We start from the raw sequence: 17,007 nt of genomic DNA on the forward strand, positions 1-17,007 counted from the left end.
AATTTTCAGACAGCCACTTCCATTCGCGCACGCGCCATCGTTCTCGCGCATCGCGCGAGTTGCGCTTGTAGTTTCCCCTCCCAACAATGAGGGGCATGGGGCGCCGCGAGGCGCACCTTGTCTTCGTTTCGCTTCCGGCATCCGCTTGCGAGGCGGTATTTCTCCGGAAGCGCATCGCCTTGCGGCGCTCCATTGCGGCGATTTTGGGCGTGAGGACCGCACTTCCGGGTCAGGACGGGCGCGGCGCGCCTTGATCCGGCGGGATTTCTCCGCCTTCATCCTGTCCTCGTCCAGCCGCTGACGGCAGAGCCACGTAGTTGGCCCGGACGGTGACCCCAGCCTCCCGGGCATGTTGTGTGCGAGACACACGCGCAGGCGCCGCATCCTGCTCCGCTTGACGAACGCCCTCGAGAAGCGCCCCTCACGAACAGGACGGGTCCAACTTAAGCGCGGTTTGAAAGGCGGGGATTTGTATCCCCATCACGAAATGTTTCGGTACTCGCTCGATATTATTGCCGTCATTCCGGGGCGCGCGTCTTCGCGCGAACCCGGAATCCACCGCTGCTGACAAAGCCATAACAAAGAGGACTGGATTCCGGGCCTGCGCGTGAAGAACGCGCATCTCGGAATGACGAGTGCTTAAACGTGCATCGCAGGTGTCCCGGGCGCGATGCAGCGCGCAGCGCTGCCTCGCAGAACCGGGACCGTTACAGATCGGGATGCGTAACGGCCCCGGCTCAGCAGCGCACCACTTGCGTGATGCGCTGCGTCCGGGGCAGGGTTTTGTGCCGATTGCGCGATTCAATCGCCCGCACCGCAGTCACGCGGTGGCTGTCTTCGCCTTGCGGCCGTCCTGAATCGCGCGCCAGACCTTCTCCGGCGTAAGCGGCATGTCGATGGTGGTGACGCCTTCATCCGACAACGCATCGAGCACCGCGTTGACCAGCGTCGCGAGGCTGCCGGCGCAGCCGGCTTCGCCGCAGCCCTTGGTGCCGAGCGGGTTCGAGGTTGCGGGCGAGGGATGGTTGCCGAGCGTCATCGACGGAACGTCGCCCGCGCGCGGCAGCGCGTAGTCCATGAACGATCCCGTCACCGGCTGGCCGTTGTCGTCGTAGGTCACGCATTCCATCAGCGCCTGGCCGATGCCCTGCGCGACACCGCCATGAATCTGGCCGGCCACGATCATCGGATTAACCACGGTGCCGAAGTCGTTGACGCCGCTGTAGCGGACGATCTGCACAACGCCGGTGTCCGGATCGATCTCGACCTCGGCGACATGGCAGCCGTTCGGGAAGGTCGAGGGAACGCCCTGCGCGGTGTGATCGACATCGAGCGACGACGGCGTGCCCTCCGGCATCTTCGTATCCCGCAATCTGGCGGCCAGATCCATGATGCCGATGCCGCGGTCGGTGCCGGCGATGGTGAATTGCCCATTGGCGAATTCGATGTCGCCTTCGGCGGCTTCCAGCACCTGCGCCGCGGCTTGCTTGCCTTTCTCGATGACCAGCTTCGAGGCTTCGACAATGGCTGTGCCGCTTGCCATGATCGAGCGCGAACCGCCGGTGCCGTTGCCGGTGTGAACGATGTCGCTGTCGCCCTGCGACAGCCTGATAGCGTCGAACGGCACGCCGAGCTGCGCCGCCAGCACCTGCGCGAAGGGTGTGGCGTGGCCCTGGCCGTAGTCGAGCGTGCCGGTGATGAGCCGCACCGTGCCGTCGGCCTCGAACACGATCTTGCCGAGTTCGGGATTGGGCGGCGCGGTGATTTCGAGATAGGAGCCGACGGCGATGCCGCGCAGCTTGCCGTGCTTGCGGCTTTCCTTCTTGCGCCTGGCGAAGCCTGCGAGATCGGCCTGTTCGATCGCCTTGCCGAAGACGGCGGGAAAGTCGCCGCTGTCGTAGGTGAGGCCGTTTGCTGCGGCGTAGGGGATTTGCGCGGGCTTGATGAAGTTGCGCTTGCGCAGTGTCAGGCGGTCGATACCCATTTCATCGGCGGCGCGATCGATCAGCCGCTCCATGAAGTAGTTGGCCTCGGGCCGCCCCGCGCCGCGATAGGCGCCCATCAGCGTGGTGTTGGTCAGCACGCATTTGATATCCACGCCGATCAGCGGCGTGCGATAGACGCTGTTGATGTTCTTGGCGATGTTGAGAGATAGCGGCAGCGGTGCGACGCCGGTGATATAGGCGCCGAGATTGCCATAGCCGCGCACGCGCACGCCGAGGAATGAGCCGTTCGCGTCAAGCGCGAGTTCGCAGTCCACGTCCTGCGCGCGGCCGTGGCTGTCGGACAGGAAACTCGTGGATCGCTCGTCGGTCCATTTCACGGGAAGGCCGAGTTCGCGGGCGGCATGCAGGATGCAGACGTATTCGGGATAACTGGTGTTCTTCATGCCGAACGACCCGCCGACATTGCGCGTCAGCAGATGAACTTTGTCGTTCGGCACGTTCATCGTTTTCGCCAGTGAGGTGCGGTTGCCAGCGACGCCCTGCGTCGGCACCTCGATGGTGAAGCGCTGCGTGGTCTTGTCGTAGCTCGCCAGTGCGGCGCGCGGCTCCATCGCCACCACCGCAAGGCGGGTGTTGACGATGCCGAGGCGGGTAACGTGCGCGGCCTTTGCGAATGCGGCATCGAGCGCCGCATCGTCACCGGAATGATAGTCGAGCGCGACGTTGTTCGGGATGTGATCGTAAAGCTGCGGCGCGCCGGGTTTCGCTGCATCCTCGGCGCGGGTGACGGACGGCAGCGGGTCGATGTCCACCACGACGGCTTCGCCGGCCTCGCGCGCCTGCGCCAACGTCCGCGCGACGACGAAGGCGACGGGATCGCCGACGAAGCGCACCTTGTCGGTCATCAGCGGCAGCCGGTCGGTCTGAAACAGCGGCGAGCCGTCGCGGTTCTTCATCGGCAGGCCGCAGGTGAAAGGATTGTAGCCGGCGCGCGCGAGGTCCTGTCCGGTCCAGACGCCGAGCACGCCCGTCATCGCGCGTGCGGCCTCGACGTCGATGTTTTTAATGACGCCGTGGGCGTGGCTGCTGCGGACGATCCAGGCATAGACCTGACCCGGAAGGCTGAGGTCATCGGTGTAGGTTCCCTTGCCCCGCACCAGCGTGTCGTCCTCCTTGCGGCGGACGGGCTGTCCAACCCCGAATTTTTGCAGTGCGACATCGTTTTCGGCCGAGAGGAGCGACGGGTGATCGAGCATGAAAAATCCGCGGGAAATCGGGTTATGGCGGCGTAAAACCGCGCCGCGGCCTCGAACAGGCCGGTCCGTCGAACTTAAGAGCTCGGAATCGGGGTCACAATGGGCGATTGGGTATGCTGCGGTTGCGCCCGGCACGTACGCTGTTAAACTTTATTTGAACAGGATTGCCGCGCCGCCGGAGATGGCGGCGGCAGAGATGGATTTACATGAACGAGGACGTGCGGCTGCACGGCGGCTCCGGGCCGCGTGTGAGCCCGTCAGGATCGGAAGCGAGGGAGGCGCTGAACGGTGACCACAGTCACGTTCACGGCATCGCTGCGGCCTATGCCGCGCTCGATCTCGGCACCAATAACTGCCGCCTGCTGATTGCGCGCGTCTCCAACGACGGTTTTCGCGTGATCGACTCGTTTTCGCGCATCATCCGGCTGGGCGAGGGCATCTCGACCACCGGCCGCATCAGCGACGCGGCCATCTCACGCGCGGTCAGCGCCCTGGGCGTGTGCGGGGACAAGATCCGCGCCAAGGGCGCGAAGCGGCTGCGCACGATTGCGACCGAAGCCTGCCGCGCAGCCGACAACGCCGACGCCTTTCTCGATCTGATCGAGCGAGAGACCGGCATCAAGCTCGAAGTCATCGATCGCGAAACGGAATCGACCCTGGCGGTGATCGGCTGCACGCCGCTGCTCGATCCGAGGGCCAAAGGCGCGATCCTGTTCGACATCGGCGGCGGCTCGACCGAAGTGGTGCGGATCGAACGGCCGGCGGACAGCCCGCATGCGCCGCCGGTAAAGGGTCCATGGACCTCCCTGCCGCTCGGTGTCGTTACACTGGCGGAGAAGTTCGGCGGCACTCATGTGACGCGGGAATCCTACGGCGCGATGGTCGACGAAGTCGCAGGCCATCTCGCACCGTTCGCCGCCCGGCACGGCCACGAACTGTCCGACATGCATCTTTTGGGAACGTCGGGCACTGTGACCACGGTCGCAGGCATTCACCTCGGGCTTTCGCACTATGACCGGCGCAGGGTGGACGGCTTGTGGATGAGCGACGCCGAGATGGACCGCGCCATCGCGCGGCTGCTCGACATGACCTATCAGGACCGCGCGCAGAATGCCTGCATCGGCACCGAGCGCGCCGATCTCGTGCTGGCCGGCTGCGCCATTCTGGATGCGATCCGCGCGGCGTTTCCGCTGCCAAGGCTGCGGGTTGCGGACCGCGGCCTGCGCGAAGGCATGCTGGTCGAGATGATGCGGGCCGACGGCGCGATCCAGGCCTCCTGAGCCCCGATTCAGATGTCGTGACGGCGCGGTGAAAACGTCGTAAGGGGTGCGCTTGGCGCGCTTATTTTGATTTGGGCATGAGCCGTTCCGACAACCGGTTCCCACTTTTCGGGAATCATGCCCCTGGAAACCAGCTCTTATGGCGAAAGACACCACCGGCCGGCTGCATGTAACCGTGAAGAGCGGCGGCAAGCGCAAGCTGTCGTCGAAACTCTGGCTGGAACGTCAGCTCAACGATCCTTACGTCATGCAGGCAAAGCGTGATGGCCTCCGCTCGCGGGCGGCCTACAAGCTGCGTGAAATCGACGACAAGCAGCATTTCCTCAAATCGGGTCAGGTGGTGGTCGATCTCGGTGCGGCTCCCGGCGGATGGAGCCAGATCGCCGCCAAGCGCGTCGGCTCGGTGGAAGGACGAGGCAAGGTCGTCGCTATCGATCTTCTCGAGATGCCGGAACTTCCGGGCGTCACCTTCGCGCAGATGGATTTTCTCGACGACAAGGCGCCGGACAAACTCCGCGCGATGATCGGCGGCGGCGCGGATGTTGTGATGTCGGACATGGCCGCCAACACCACCGGGCATCGCAAGACGGATCAATTGCGCATCATCGGTCTGGTGGAGAATGCTGCGGCCTTCGCCTGCGAAATCCTCAATCCGGGCGGCACGTTTCTGGCGAAGGTGTTCCAGAGCGGCGCGGAAGCGGATCTATTGGCGCAGCTCAAGCGCGACTTCACGACGGTGAAGCATGTGAAGCCCGCCGCCAGCCGGCAGGATTCATCGGAGCGTTATGTGCTGGCGCTCGGATTTCGCGGCTCGAACGTTCCGCAATAGGTTTGCTTATCCGAGCTTCTGGTCGCGCGCGTCCTGGGTGGATTCCGCCGCGGCGGCCTCCGGCGCCTTCGGGCCCTCCATGATCGCAACCTTGTGGCCGGAGATTTCGTTGCCGGCATCTTCGGGCAACTTCCAGAAGGAATAGGCCGAAGCTGCGGACAGGAGCGCGACGATCACGAAGGCCGGCCAGAAATCGTTCGCGCTGAGTTCGGTGGCATGGTTCACCGCCATCGTCGCTTCGACGGCGAATGCGCCGACTGCGACGCCGGCCGAGATCGCAAGCTGCTGATTGACGCTCATCAGCGTGGTGGCGCGGCTCATTTCGTCAGGCGTCACTTCGGCATAAGCCAGCGTGTTGATCGAGGTGAATTGCAGCGAGCGGAAGAAGCCGCCGACGATCAGGATGATCATGATCAGCAGGAGCGGCGTCGCAGGCGTAAACAGCGCGCAGGCCGCGAGGAAGAACGAACTCACCACCGCATTGATGACGGTGATCTTGCGGAAGCCGAAGGTGCGGATGATCCGTGCCGCCAGCGTCTTCATGCCGAGCGCGCCGAGGGCGGAGGCAAACGTCACCAGTCCGGACTTGAACGGTGAGAGGCCGAAACCGATCTGCATCAGCAGCGGCAGCAGGAACGGCAGCGCGCCGATGCCGAGGCGGTACAGGAAGCCGCCGGTCAGGCTGGCGCGCAGGGTCTGGTGTTCCATCAAGGTGAAGTCGAGCACCGGCGAGGCCGTGCGTTTGGCGTGACGCAGATACAGACCCATGCACAGTGCGCCGCCGACAATCAAACCGACCACGATGGGCCACGGCAGCAGCCCCAGCCCGGCCACCGAGAGACCGAAGGCGAGACCGGCGAGTCCCAGTCCCGCCAGCACGAGGCCAACGAGATCGAAGCGTTCCGGATTCTCGCTCTTGATCGGGTCGATATATCTCTGCGCCATCCAGATTCCGAGCAGGCCGATCGGAATGTTGATGAGGAAGATCCAGTGCCAGGAGAAATAGGTGGTGATGAAGCCGCCGAGCGGCGGACCGATCACCGGGCCGATCAGCGCCGGCACCGTGACCCACGCCATGGCGTTGACCAGCGCGCTCTTGTCGATGGAGCGCAGCAGCACCAGCCGACCGACCGGCGTCATCATCGCGCCGCCGACGCCCTGCAGCGTGCGCGCGATCACGAAGTCTGTCACCGAAGATGAGATCGCGCATCCGATCGAGCCGACCATGAACACGCCGATGGCGACGCTGAACACCGCCCGCGCACCGAAGCGGTCGGCGGTCCATCCGCTGGCCGGAATGAAAACCGCGAGCGACAGCAGATAGGACGTGATCGCGAGCTTCAGCGTCAGCGGGCTGGTGCCGAGGTCGGCGGCGATGGCGGGCAGGGATGTCGCAATGACCGTCGAGTCCATGTTCTCCATGAACAGGGCGCAGGCCACGATCAACGGTATCAGACGTTCCTTCTGCATCGTCTCGGCTTTGTGGAAAAATATCGGGAAACGGCGGGTTGGTCGCAACCAGCCGCTTCCTCAGATAGGCCAGTCTTGGGAAGAAGGGTCAATAAACTCGTCGTGAGGCGACCCGTTCCGAAACAGGCCGCTCGTAGAGGGCCTTTTGCAGGTGTCCCATGCGGAAAAACCGCTGAATTCCGCGCGAAATGCTTTGAAACGTCATTGGGGCATGCTATCGACCACCGCCAACCCCATTGATGGGCTTCGATTCGAGCGGCGTACCAGCGATCGCTCGATTTTGCACATCCTGAGGTTTTTATCGCAGCCACGGGCTGCCGAACGGAGTTGGCAATGGCAATCAGGCAGTTGGGTCAGGGTATTCGCGAAGCATTCACGTTCGACGACGTGCTGCTGAAACCAGGCCTGTCCGATATCCTGCCCTCCGACGCTGACGTCCGCTCGCATCTGACGCGTTCGATCCCGCTCAACATTCCGATCATCGCCTCTGCGATGGACACGGTTACTGAAGCCAGCATGGCGATCGCGATGGCGCAGGCCGGTGGTATCGGCGTGATCCATCGCAATTTCGAAGGCGACGGCCAGGCCGCGCAGGTTCGCCAGGTCAAGAAATTCGAATCCGGCATGGTGGTGAATCCGCTCACCATCGGCCCGGAAGCCAAACTGGTCGATGCGCTGACGCTGATGAAGGATCACGGCATCTCCGGCGTTCCGGTGGTGACCGGCGCTGGTCCGGGCAAGCCCGGCAAGCTGGTCGGTATTCTCACTAACCGCGACGTGCGTTTCGCCACCGACCCGGAGCAGAAAGTCTCCGAACTGATGACGCATGAAAACCTCATCACGGTGAGGGAAGGCGTCAGCCAGGTCGAAGCCAAGCGGCTGCTGCATCAGAACCGCATCGAGAAACTGCTGGTTGTCGATGAGCAATATCGCTGCGTCGGCCTGATCACGGTGAAGGACATGGAAAAGGCGGTGGCTTATCCGCTGGCTTCCAAGGATGCGCAGGGGCGTTTGCGTGTCGCCGCTGCTACCACGGTCGGAGACGCGGGCTTTGCGCGCACCGAACGGCTGATCGAGGCGGGAGCGGATGTCATCGTCGTGGATACCGCGCATGGCCATTCGTCGCGCGTGCTGGAAGCGGTCAACCGCATCAAGCGGCTGTCGAATGCGGTGCAGGTGATCGCCGGCAACGTCGCCACCACCGAAGGCACACAGGCGCTAATCGATTCAGGCGCGGACGCCATCAAGGTTGGCATCGGTCCGGGCTCGATTTGCACCACGCGCATCGTCGCGGGCGTCGGCGTGCCGCAGCTCACCGCGATCATGGATGCGGTCGAGGCCGCGAAGAAGGCGAACATTCCGGTGATCGCCGACGGCGGCATCAAGTATTCCGGCGATCTCGCCAAGGCGCTCGCCGCCGGCGCCGATGTCGCGATGGTAGGCTCGCTGCTGGCGGGCACCGACGAGACGCCGGGTGAAGTGTTTCTCTGGCAGGGCCGCTCGTACAAGGCCTATCGCGGCATGGGCTCGGTCGGCGCGATGGCGCGCGGCTCGGCCGACCGCTATTTCCAGCAGGACATCAAGGACACGCTCAAGCTGGTGCCGGAAGGGATCGAGGGGCAGGTGCCTTACAAGGGGCCGGTCGCCAACGTGCTGCATCAGTTGGCCGGTGGTCTTCGTGCTGCGATGGGTTATGTCGGCGCCAAGGACATCGAGGACTTCCACGCCAAGGCGGAGTTCGTCCGCATCACCGGCGCGGGCCTGCGTGAGAGCCACGTCCACGACGTCACCATCACCCGCGAAAGCCCGAACTATCCCGGCGGAGCCTGAGCGCGGCCGTCCAATTTTAGCCTCAAGGACGGGCAAAAACGCGGTATCGTTGAGCGGCCCTCATGCCGCGCGAACGCGTGCGGCGCTCATATTGCCGCGCGAATCTTCCCAAGTTCATTGCACCGGCAGCAAATCCGGCCGCGACGCTTCCAAACCTCAGAGAAGAAAAACATCATGGTTGACTGGACAGACGACAGGATTGCCGCGCTTTCGGATCAGGACCTGAAAAATCTGCTGGCCAATGCCGAGCGGAAATCGGTCGCCGATATTTCCGAGAAGTGCAGGGCGGAGATGGAGAAGCGCAATGCGCTGAAGCCGCGCAAGGCGTCGAAGCCGCGTTCCGAATTGAAAGAGTTCGAACATGAGGTGTCCGCGCAGCTTGCCGAGGTCGGCAAGGAGGTGGCCGCCAAATACGATCTGTCGGAAGAAACCGCGAAGGCGAAGTCCGAGGGCGTCAAGGGCTTCAAGGCGCACCGGCTGCTCGACTCGAAAGGCTATGCGAAGCTCGGCGGTATGCAGCGCGACGGTTCGGTCGCGATGGAGCGCTACATTTCCTATCGCCGCGGCGACAGCACGGTCTATCTCGGCGTGTTTCTGTTGAAGGACGCGCCGGCGGAAGACCACGAGTTTCATGTGATCGCGCCGAAGGCGTTTCTCGATGGCGGCAAGCCTGTCGCCGAAATTCGCCCGTCCGCGACGGACAAGCAGAAGCAGCCCGCTGACAGCGGCCTTTCCTTCAAGGATCTGCCGAGCGCGGCGGCAGCCTTCGACAGCGCGCTGGCGAAAATGACCGCCTGACGAGGCGGTGCTCGCCGGACTCAATTTGTTTTAAACGCTGGAAGCTTAGCATGGATGCCATGCCGCGACGGACCCGTCGCGCGCCATGGTCATGCGGCTCTCTCTCGGCTAAATACGCTCACGTCCATAAAAAGCCGAGGAAACCCAATGTCACAGTCAGCCAAGCGTATCGTGCTCGCGTCCCGTCCTGTCGGCGAACCGAAGCCAAGCGATTTCCGTCTCGAAGATTATCCGGTCCCGACGCCGGGCGACGGGCAACTCCTGCTGCGCACCATCTGGCTGTCGCTCGATCCTTACATGCGCGGCCGCATGAGCGACGGTCCGTCCTATTCGGCGCCGGTGCCGATCGACGGCGTGATGGAAGGCGGCACCGTCGCCGAGGTCGTGGCGTCGAACAATCCGGGCTTCGCCAAGGGCGACATCGTGCTCGCGCATTCCGGCTGGCAGCAGTATGGGCTGTCGGACGGCAAGGGACTGCGCAAGGTTGACCCGAAGATCGCGCCGATCTCCACCGCAGTGGGCGTGCTCGGCATGCCGGGCATGACCGCCTACACCGGTCTGCTCGAAATCGGCAAGCCGAAGGCCGGCGAAACCGTGGTGGTTGCGGCTGCGTCCGGCGCGGTGGGTTCTGCGGTCGGCCAGATCGCGAAGATCAAGGGCGCGCGCGCTGTCGGCATCGCTGGCGGCAAGGACAAGTGCGACTATGTCAAGAAGGAGCTTGGCTTCGACGATTGTCTCGATCATCGCGATCCGGACCTCGCGGCCAAGCTGAAGGAAGCGTGCCCGAAGGGAATCGACGTGTATTTCGAAAACGTCGGCGGCAAGGTGTTCGAGGCGGTGTTTCCGCTGCTCAATCCGTTCTCGCGGATTCCGGTGTGCGGCCTGATCGCGGACTACAACACGATTTTCGGCAAGGACACGCCGGTGCCGAAGTGGGCCAACTCGATCATGCGCGCCATTCTGGTGAAGCGCCTGAATTTACGTGGCTTCATCGTCAGCGATTTCGCCGACAAGTTTCCCGACTTCATTCGCGACATGCCGCAGTGGCTCAAGGAAGGCAAGATCAAGCACAAGGAGTTCGTCACCGAAGGCCTCGAGAGCGCACCGGCGGCGTTCATGGGCCTGCTCAAGGGCGCGAACTTCGGCAAGCAGCTTGTCCGCGTCGGGCCTGACAAGGTGTGAGTTTTCCCACGCTCACGTCACCTCGCCGCAAGGCGAGATGACGTGAGGTGGAAAATTGTTTCGTGATTGAAATGCGGCGTCGCCCAAATGGTTCGGTGATGAAATTTGCTGAACCGGTGCATCACAGCACGCGGTAACGGATGGCAAAGCTGTCGTCCGGCGCTGCCTGCACAACTCCCGGGCGTGCGCCCGGAGCGATGCGATCCACCATGTGCCACGGGCCGAATTCGTTTGACGGACTGGGATTCGGCGGCAGCCGCAATTTGAAGGCGCGTTGCGCCTGGCCGGGCAGGCTGAGCACGACCATGCGCTCGGTGGTGCGGAATTTGAGCGGTACCGAACCGCGCAGCACCGCGCGCCCGTCCTCGGTCGCGAGCAGGTCGCCGTCCAGTTGCGCCAGCGTCTGATTGAGGTCGGTGAGCAGTTCGACCTGCGCCTCGCGCTTCAGGTCGCCTTTTGCGACCGCCGACGGCAGCCGGATTTCGAATTCCACCGCAGGCGCCTTGGCCATCAGTCCGAGATGGCTCAGCGCGGCGCTGCGCAGGCTGAACGCGCCGGCGGCGATCGCGCCCGCCATCAGAACGATGCCGAGACCGCGAATTGCGATACGGCGCAGGGTTTTGACGCTGCCTGTCCTGTCAATCATCTCAGCACCCGAACGTGGTCCACGATCCGTGAATGGAACTTTCTGACCATTGGTCGCTTGATGGTCAGGGCAGGTTCAAAGGCATGGGCGGCTTAAAACAGTCGGCTCCCGCGGACCGGCGCTTCTATTTCAGGCTGGGGTATTTCACATGATGATTCAGATGATCCTGCTGCCGACATTCGTACTTGTCGGCCTGACCTTTGCGCTGCTGTTCTGGCGGGGACGCGACGGGGCAAAACCCGCAGCGGACGGCGACTGGTTCGCCTATCACCTTCATGCGCTGTTCTATGTTGTGGTCGTGCTGGCCATCCAGACGCGCCATGCCGACCTGATCATGGTGCTGCTGGCATGGGTGTTCGTCGTGCTGCAGATCTTCCAGGCCGGGTTTCTGGTCACGGCGGCGAACTCCCGGGGCTCGCTGTTCTTCATCTCGGGAGCGTTGGTTCTTCTGGCCATGTGGCTGTATTTCGCCATCCGCGTCTTGTTTCTGATCTGAGGGGCGGTTAGGTCAGGCATCTGTCTTCTGACCCTGCACGCCCTGAAAGTCCGCAATGACGCCTGCCGCGCGGCTGTCCGCAGCCATCGAGATTCTGGAAGCCATTGACGCGCAGCGCATCCCTGCGCCCAACGCGTTGAAGGACTGGGGCACCGCGCATCGCTTCGCGGGATCAGGCGACCGCGCCGCGATTGCGGGTCTGGTATTCGACGTGCTGCGGCGGCGCGCTTCGTCAGCCTGGTTGATGGATTCCGACACGCCGCGCGCGCGGCTGCTCGGGATGCTCAAGCTCGAACGCGGCCTTGATGCCGGCGCTGTTGCCACGCTTTGCGACGGCGGGCGCTTCGCGCCGGAGCCGCTGACCGAGGCCGAGCGCGACGCGCTGACCTCGCGGACACTGGACGATGCGCCTGCGCATGTCGCGGGCGATTATCCCGAGTGGCTCGATTCTCAACTCGCTGCCGTGTTCGGTGATGTGCGTGTGGCTGAAGCTACCGCCATGGCGAGCCGCGCGCCGCTCGATCTGCGGGTCAACACGCTGAAGGCGAAGCGCGAGAAGGTACTGGCCTCGATGGCGCATCTCGGCGCGCGAGCGACGCCGTGGTCGCCATGGGGACTGCGGATCGATCTCGGCGCCGATGCGCGCAATCCCGGCATTCACTCCGAGGAAGATTTCATCAAGGGTGGCGTCGAGGTTCAGGACGAGGGCTCGCAGCTTGCCGCATTGCTCACCGGAGCGAAGCCCGGCGAGCAAGTGATCGACATGTGCGCTGGTGCCGGCGGCAAAACGCTGGCGCTGGCGGCGATGATGCAGGGCAAGGGGCGGCTGATCGCGACGGATCACGATAAGCGGCAACTGGCTCCGATTCACGAGCGGCTGTCGCGCGCCGGCATTCACAACGCCGATGTGCGCACGCCGAAAGGTCCCGACGACACGCTGTCCGACATCAAAGCGTCCGCCGATCTCGTGGTGATCGATGCGCCGTGCACCGGCACCGGCACGTGGCGTCGCAATCCGGATGCGAAATGGCGGATGCGCCCCGGCGCGCTGGAGGTCCGCGTCAAGGACCAGATCGCGGTGCTGGACCGCGCCGCCTCGCTGCCGAAACCGGGCGGGCGGATCGCCTACATCACCTGTTCGGTTTTGCCGCAGGAGAATAACGAGCAAGTGAGGAGCTTCCTGAGCCGTCACCCGGAATTCACGGTGGTGCCGCCGTCGCAGGTGGCCGCCGCGCTGTGGGACAAGGCTGACGATTTCACCGCCGCCACGATCCAATCCGACGAGGGGCTGCTGATGACCCCGCGCCGCACTGGAACGGATGGGTTTTTTGTGGCGGTGTTGAAGCGGTAACCAAGTCAAGGCTCGTCATCCTGCGGTGCGAGCCGCGCGTAGCGCGCGAGCCTCGAAGGATGGCCGGGCCACGATGGCGCCGCGGCTATTCGAGGTTCGTAAGGGCTCGCTCCTCAGAGTGACGGCGACCAGCCCGCAGCCCGCCCCAAAACCTGCCGATAAGGCGGTTTTTGCAGGTGTTTCGGGGTTGCGACTCCGCCGCCTGTCGCGTATTTCCTGTCCATGACAGCACACAGCCAGACCGTTCCAGCGACCCCCGATGTGGCGGCCGCTCATGAGAAGATTCTCATCGTCGATTTCGGCTCCCAGGTGACGCAGCTCATCGCGCGGCGTGTCCGCGAAGAGGGCGTTTATTCCGAGATCGTGCCATTCCAGAAGGCCGAAGCCGCTTTCAAGACGATGCGGCCAAAGGCCGTGATCCTGTCCGGTGGACCGGCCTCCGTGCTGGACGAGGACGCTCCTGCCGCGCCCCTGTCGATCCTGACTGCCGGCGTGCCGGTGCTCGGCATCTGCTATGGCGAGCAGACCATGGCGCAACAGCTCGGCGGCACGGTCGAGGCCGGTCACCATCGCGAATTCGGCCGGGCGCTGATCGAGGTGACTGACAACTGCGCGCTGTTCGAGGACGTCTGGAAGATCGGCGAGAAGCACTACGTCTGGATGAGCCACGGCGACCGCGTGACCAAGTTGCCGGACGGCTTTCGCGGCGTGGCGAAAGCGCCGGGTTCGCCGATCTCGGTCATAGCCGACGACAAGCGCAAGTTCTATGCGATGCAGTTTCACCCCGAGGTGGTGCATACGCCGGATGGCGCGAAGCTGATCCGCAATTTTGTCCGCAAGGTCGCGGGGCTGACCGGGGATTGGACCATGCGCGCGTTCCGCGAGGAAGCGGTCGAGAAAATCCGTGCGCAGGTAGGCTCAGGCAAGGTGATTTGCGGCCTGTCGGGCGGCGTCGATTCATCCGTGGCCGCGATCCTGATTCACGAAGCGATCGGCGATCAGTTGACTTGCGTGTTCGTCGATCACGGCATGCTGCGCAAGGACGAGGCGAAGACCGTCGTCGATCTGTTCCGCCACCACTACAACATTCCGCTGGTGCACGTTGATGCGTCGAAGACATTCCTCAGCGAACTCGACGGCGTCACCGATCCGGAAGTGAAGCGCAAGACCATCGGCCGCCTGTTCATCGATGTGTTCGACGAAGAAGCCAAGAGGATCGGCGGCGCGGATTTCCTCGCGCAGGGCACGCTCTATCCCGACGTGATCGAGAGCGTGTCGTTCACCGGCGGACCGTCTGTCACGATCAAGTCGCACCACAATGTCGGCGGTCTGCCCGCGCGCATGAATATGAAGCTGGTCGAGCCGTTGCGCGAACTGTTCAAGGACGAGGTGCGTGCGCTGGGCCGCGAACTGGGTCTGCCGGACGTGTTTGTTGGCCGTCATCCGTTTCCGGGACCGGGACTCGCGATCCGCTGTCCCGGCGAGATCACGCGCGAAAAGCTCGACATCCTGCGCGAGGCCGATGCGGTCTATATCGACCAGATCCGCAAGGCAGGCCTCTACGATACCATCTGGCAGGCCTTCGCGGTGCTGCTGCCGGTCAAGACCGTCGGCGTCATGGGCGATGGCCGCACCTATGAATATGTCGTTGGCCTGCGCGCGGTGACCTCGACCGACGGAATGACCGCCGACTTCTATCCGTTCGACATGAAATTCCTCGGCGAGACGGCAACGCGTATTATCAACGAAGTGAAGGGCGTCAACCGCGTGGTCTACGACGTCACCTCGAAGCCGCCTGGCACGATCGAGTGGGAATGATTTGACGTCTCGCGCTGTCAATCGCCGTCTTTCGACATAATCCCATAAGAAACTGAAATATCAAGGAAATTCTATCGAAATGGATCGCGTTCTATCGCGGGCTAGCGGATTGCCTCGGCGGCACGGGCGACGGTATCGATTTTTGGCTTCTCGATCTTCCGGCCGATACCGTCAGGCGGTTTTGCCCAGTGAAATCGTAGAAAGCAACATAAGCCATTGAAAATAAACAAGAGAAATATGAACTTGACGGTATTGGATTTGACGGTAAAAATCCCTCGCAAATGAACATACGTTTATCTTCGAGGGCCTTGGCATGCTCACGGATTTCGCGCTTAAGCAATTGAAGCCTAAAGAGAAAATCTACAAGGTCGCAGACCGTGACGGTATGTACGTCGCGGTGGCCCCCACGGGCCAGCTTACATTCCGCCTTGACTATCGTCTCAATCGTCGGCGCGAGACCCTGACCATCGGGTCCTACGGCCCGGATGGACTGTCACTGTCCAAGGCGCGGGAACGCTGCATTGAGGCTCGAAAGGCCGTAGCGGAGGGACGCTCCCCGGCTCACGAGAAGCAGCGCGAGAAACGGCGGCTCGCCGGCAGCGAAACGTTCGGCGCCCTTGGCAAGCGTTGGCTGAAAGACGCCGGTATGGCGGAGAGTACCCGCGCCATGCGCAAGGCGGTCTTCGATCGCGATATCTACCCAACTTGGAAGAACCGCCGCCTCACCGAGATCACGCCCGATGATCTGCGAGCACTCTGCACCAAGGTGAAAGATCGGGGCGCACCCGCCACCGCGATTCATGTGCGTGACATCGTCAAGCAAATTTACGCTTTCGCGATCCTGCATGGCGAGAAGGTTGCCAATCCCGCGAGCGAAGTTGCTCCGGCCTCCATCGCGACGTTCGTGGCCAAAGACCGCGCCCTGTCGCCAGCCGAAATCCGTATCGCGCTGGCGGAGCTTGAACATGTGCCAACACTTCCGACGATCCGGCTTGGCCTGCGGCTGATCCTCCTGACAATGGTGCGCAAGAGCGAGCTCCTTGACGCAGTCTGGGATGAGGTGGATTTCGAGAATGCCGTGTGGAGCATTCCCAAGGAGCGCATGAAACGCCGCAAGCCGCACAACGTCTATCTGTCACGTCAGTCGTTCGATATCTTGATCGCGCTTAAGACCTGCGCCGGCAACTCACGATACGTCCTGCCATCACGCTATGACGCCGATGCTCCTATGTCGCGTGCTACCTTCAACCGCATCACCACGGCCGTTGCAGAGCGCGCCAAGACGCAAGGTCTTCCCTTGGAGCCATTCACCGTTCATGACTTGCGCCGTACCGGTTCGACGCTTCTCAATGAACTTGGCTTCAATCGCGATTGGATCGAAAAGTGCCTTGCGCATGAGGAGGGACGCGGTTCGCGTGGCGTCTACAACAAAGCCGAGTATGAGGCGCAGCGTCGCCATATGCTGCAAGAATGGGCCGATGCGGTCGATGCTTGGGCGAGGGGAGAAAAGCACACGCCGACGCTGTTTCCGTCATCGGTACCATTGCTCAGTCCAGGGCTTGTGGTTTCACCGGCCGGGTCTTCCGCAACCGGACGTCAGGAGCGGGCGCCAACTTGATCCGCGCGGCGTCAGAGGCAACACGGCGTTGCTCGATCCAGGCCTCGACTTCGGTAAGATCCCATACGACGCACCGCGATGTGAGATAGAAGCGGCGGGGAAATTCCCCGCGTTGTTCCATCTCGTAAATGGTCGTGTCTGCCAGCGGCACGATTTGCCGCAGCTCCGGGCGCCGAATAGCCCGCCCTAAGTGTGGGGGCTTCTGTGGAGCCGATGGTCGCGACGACGACTTCTCGTCGTTGCGCGTAAAGTGCGTGCCGTTTGCGTGAAACTCGGCTTTCTTCGAAGACGCTACAGGACTTTGTCGTGACGACCTCCGGACCATGCGATTTCTCCACGCCAGGTTCTTCCGAAGAATGGACCGGGACATCGTGGCAAATAAATAGAACTGTTGCCGCTGGGGTTCGGCCGGATAGGATGGCGCACAAATAGGACGGTCCGGTTGGAAAGCCGGCGGGATCAGGTTCTCACGGTCCTGATGTGATTG

Annotated in this window: 13 protein-coding genes; 9 read left to right on the top strand and 4 right to left on the bottom strand. The window is 63.0% G+C overall.

The window, feature by feature from the left end:
• Positions 1-820: 820 nt before the first annotated feature.
• A complete protein-coding gene (locus tag LVY71_RS10475; protein ID WP_235099726.1) occupies positions 821-3,202 on the bottom strand; it encodes a xanthine dehydrogenase family protein molybdopterin-binding subunit in 2,382 nt (793 codons plus the stop codon).
• Positions 3,203-3,408: 206 nt separating this feature from the next.
• On the opposite strand from LVY71_RS10475, the gene LVY71_RS10480 reads away from it, so the two are divergent.
• Both LVY71_RS10480 and LVY71_RS10485 read left to right on the top strand, forming a co-directional pair.
• On the top strand, positions 3,409-4,482 hold the full coding sequence (locus LVY71_RS10480) for a Ppx/GppA phosphatase family protein (protein WP_235099727.1): 1,074 nt from the start codon (positions 3,409-3,411) through the stop codon (positions 4,480-4,482).
• A 139-nt stretch (positions 4,483-4,621) separates the two neighbouring features.
• The gene (locus tag LVY71_RS10485; RefSeq protein ID WP_235099728.1) at positions 4,622-5,311 is read left to right on the top strand and encodes an RlmE family RNA methyltransferase; all 690 of its coding nucleotides are present in this window, start codon (positions 4,622-4,624) and stop codon (positions 5,309-5,311) included.
• Between the two features lie 6 nt (positions 5,312-5,317).
• Here the strand turns inward: LVY71_RS10485 and LVY71_RS10490 are convergent, their stop codons facing one another.
• Positions 5,318-6,781, bottom strand: a complete 1,464-nt coding sequence (locus LVY71_RS10490; protein WP_235099729.1) for a DHA2 family efflux MFS transporter permease subunit — start codon at positions 6,779-6,781, stop codon at positions 5,318-5,320.
• Between the two features lie 333 nt (positions 6,782-7,114).
• Here LVY71_RS10490 and guaB point away from each other — a divergent pair, with 333 nt between their 5' ends.
• From guaB to curA, 3 genes are all read left to right on the top strand, one after another.
• Positions 7,115-8,611, top strand: a complete 1,497-nt coding sequence (guaB, locus tag LVY71_RS10495; RefSeq protein ID WP_235099730.1) for an IMP dehydrogenase — start codon at positions 7,115-7,117, stop codon at positions 8,609-8,611.
• 174 nt (positions 8,612-8,785) lie between these two features.
• A complete protein-coding gene (locus tag LVY71_RS10500; protein WP_235099731.1) occupies positions 8,786-9,409 on the top strand; it encodes a hypothetical protein in 624 nt (207 codons plus the stop codon).
• A 147-nt stretch (positions 9,410-9,556) separates the two neighbouring features.
• Positions 9,557-10,591 (top strand): NADPH-dependent curcumin/dihydrocurcumin reductase, encoded by a 1,035-nt coding sequence (gene curA, locus LVY71_RS10505; RefSeq protein WP_235099732.1) that lies wholly within the window; start codon positions 9,557-9,559, stop codon positions 10,589-10,591.
• A 121-nt stretch (positions 10,592-10,712) separates the two neighbouring features.
• On the opposite strand, the gene LVY71_RS10510 is transcribed toward curA, so the two are convergent.
• Positions 10,713-11,237, bottom strand: coding sequence for a hypothetical protein (locus LVY71_RS10510; RefSeq protein ID WP_235099733.1), 525 nt, complete (start codon positions 11,235-11,237; stop codon positions 10,713-10,715).
• A gap of 148 nt (positions 11,238-11,385) precedes the next feature.
• Between LVY71_RS10510 and LVY71_RS10515 the strand changes: the two genes are divergently transcribed.
• From LVY71_RS10515 to LVY71_RS10530, 4 genes are all read left to right on the top strand, one after another.
• Positions 11,386-11,733 (top strand): hypothetical protein, encoded by a 348-nt coding sequence (locus tag LVY71_RS10515; RefSeq protein ID WP_235099734.1) that lies wholly within the window; start codon positions 11,386-11,388, stop codon positions 11,731-11,733.
• A 55-nt stretch (positions 11,734-11,788) separates the two neighbouring features.
• Entirely contained in the window at positions 11,789-13,084 is a 1,296-nt protein-coding gene (locus tag LVY71_RS10520; RefSeq protein WP_235099735.1) for an RsmB/NOP family class I SAM-dependent RNA methyltransferase, read from the top strand.
• Between the two features lie 222 nt (positions 13,085-13,306).
• Positions 13,307-14,902 (top strand): glutamine-hydrolyzing GMP synthase, encoded by a 1,596-nt coding sequence (guaA, locus tag LVY71_RS10525; RefSeq protein ID WP_235099736.1) that lies wholly within the window; start codon positions 13,307-13,309, stop codon positions 14,900-14,902.
• Positions 14,903-15,215: 313 nt separating this feature from the next.
• Complete coding sequence (locus LVY71_RS10530; RefSeq protein WP_235099737.1) at positions 15,216-16,520, top strand: tyrosine-type recombinase/integrase; 1,305 nt, start codon at positions 15,216-15,218, stop codon at positions 16,518-16,520.
• Here the strand turns inward: LVY71_RS10530 and LVY71_RS23040 are convergent.
• Positions 16,450-16,890, bottom strand: a complete 441-nt coding sequence (locus tag LVY71_RS23040; protein WP_502797554.1) for a helix-turn-helix transcriptional regulator — start codon at positions 16,888-16,890, stop codon at positions 16,450-16,452. The two genes, LVY71_RS10530 and LVY71_RS23040, sit on opposite strands and share 71 nt — an antisense overlap.
• Between the last annotated feature and the right edge of the window lie 117 nt (positions 16,891-17,007).

The sequence above is a fragment of the Bradyrhizobium sp. G127 genome, assembly GCF_021502575.1.
In the GTDB taxonomy this organism is placed as follows: Bacteria; Pseudomonadota; Alphaproteobacteria; order Rhizobiales; family Xanthobacteraceae; genus Afipia.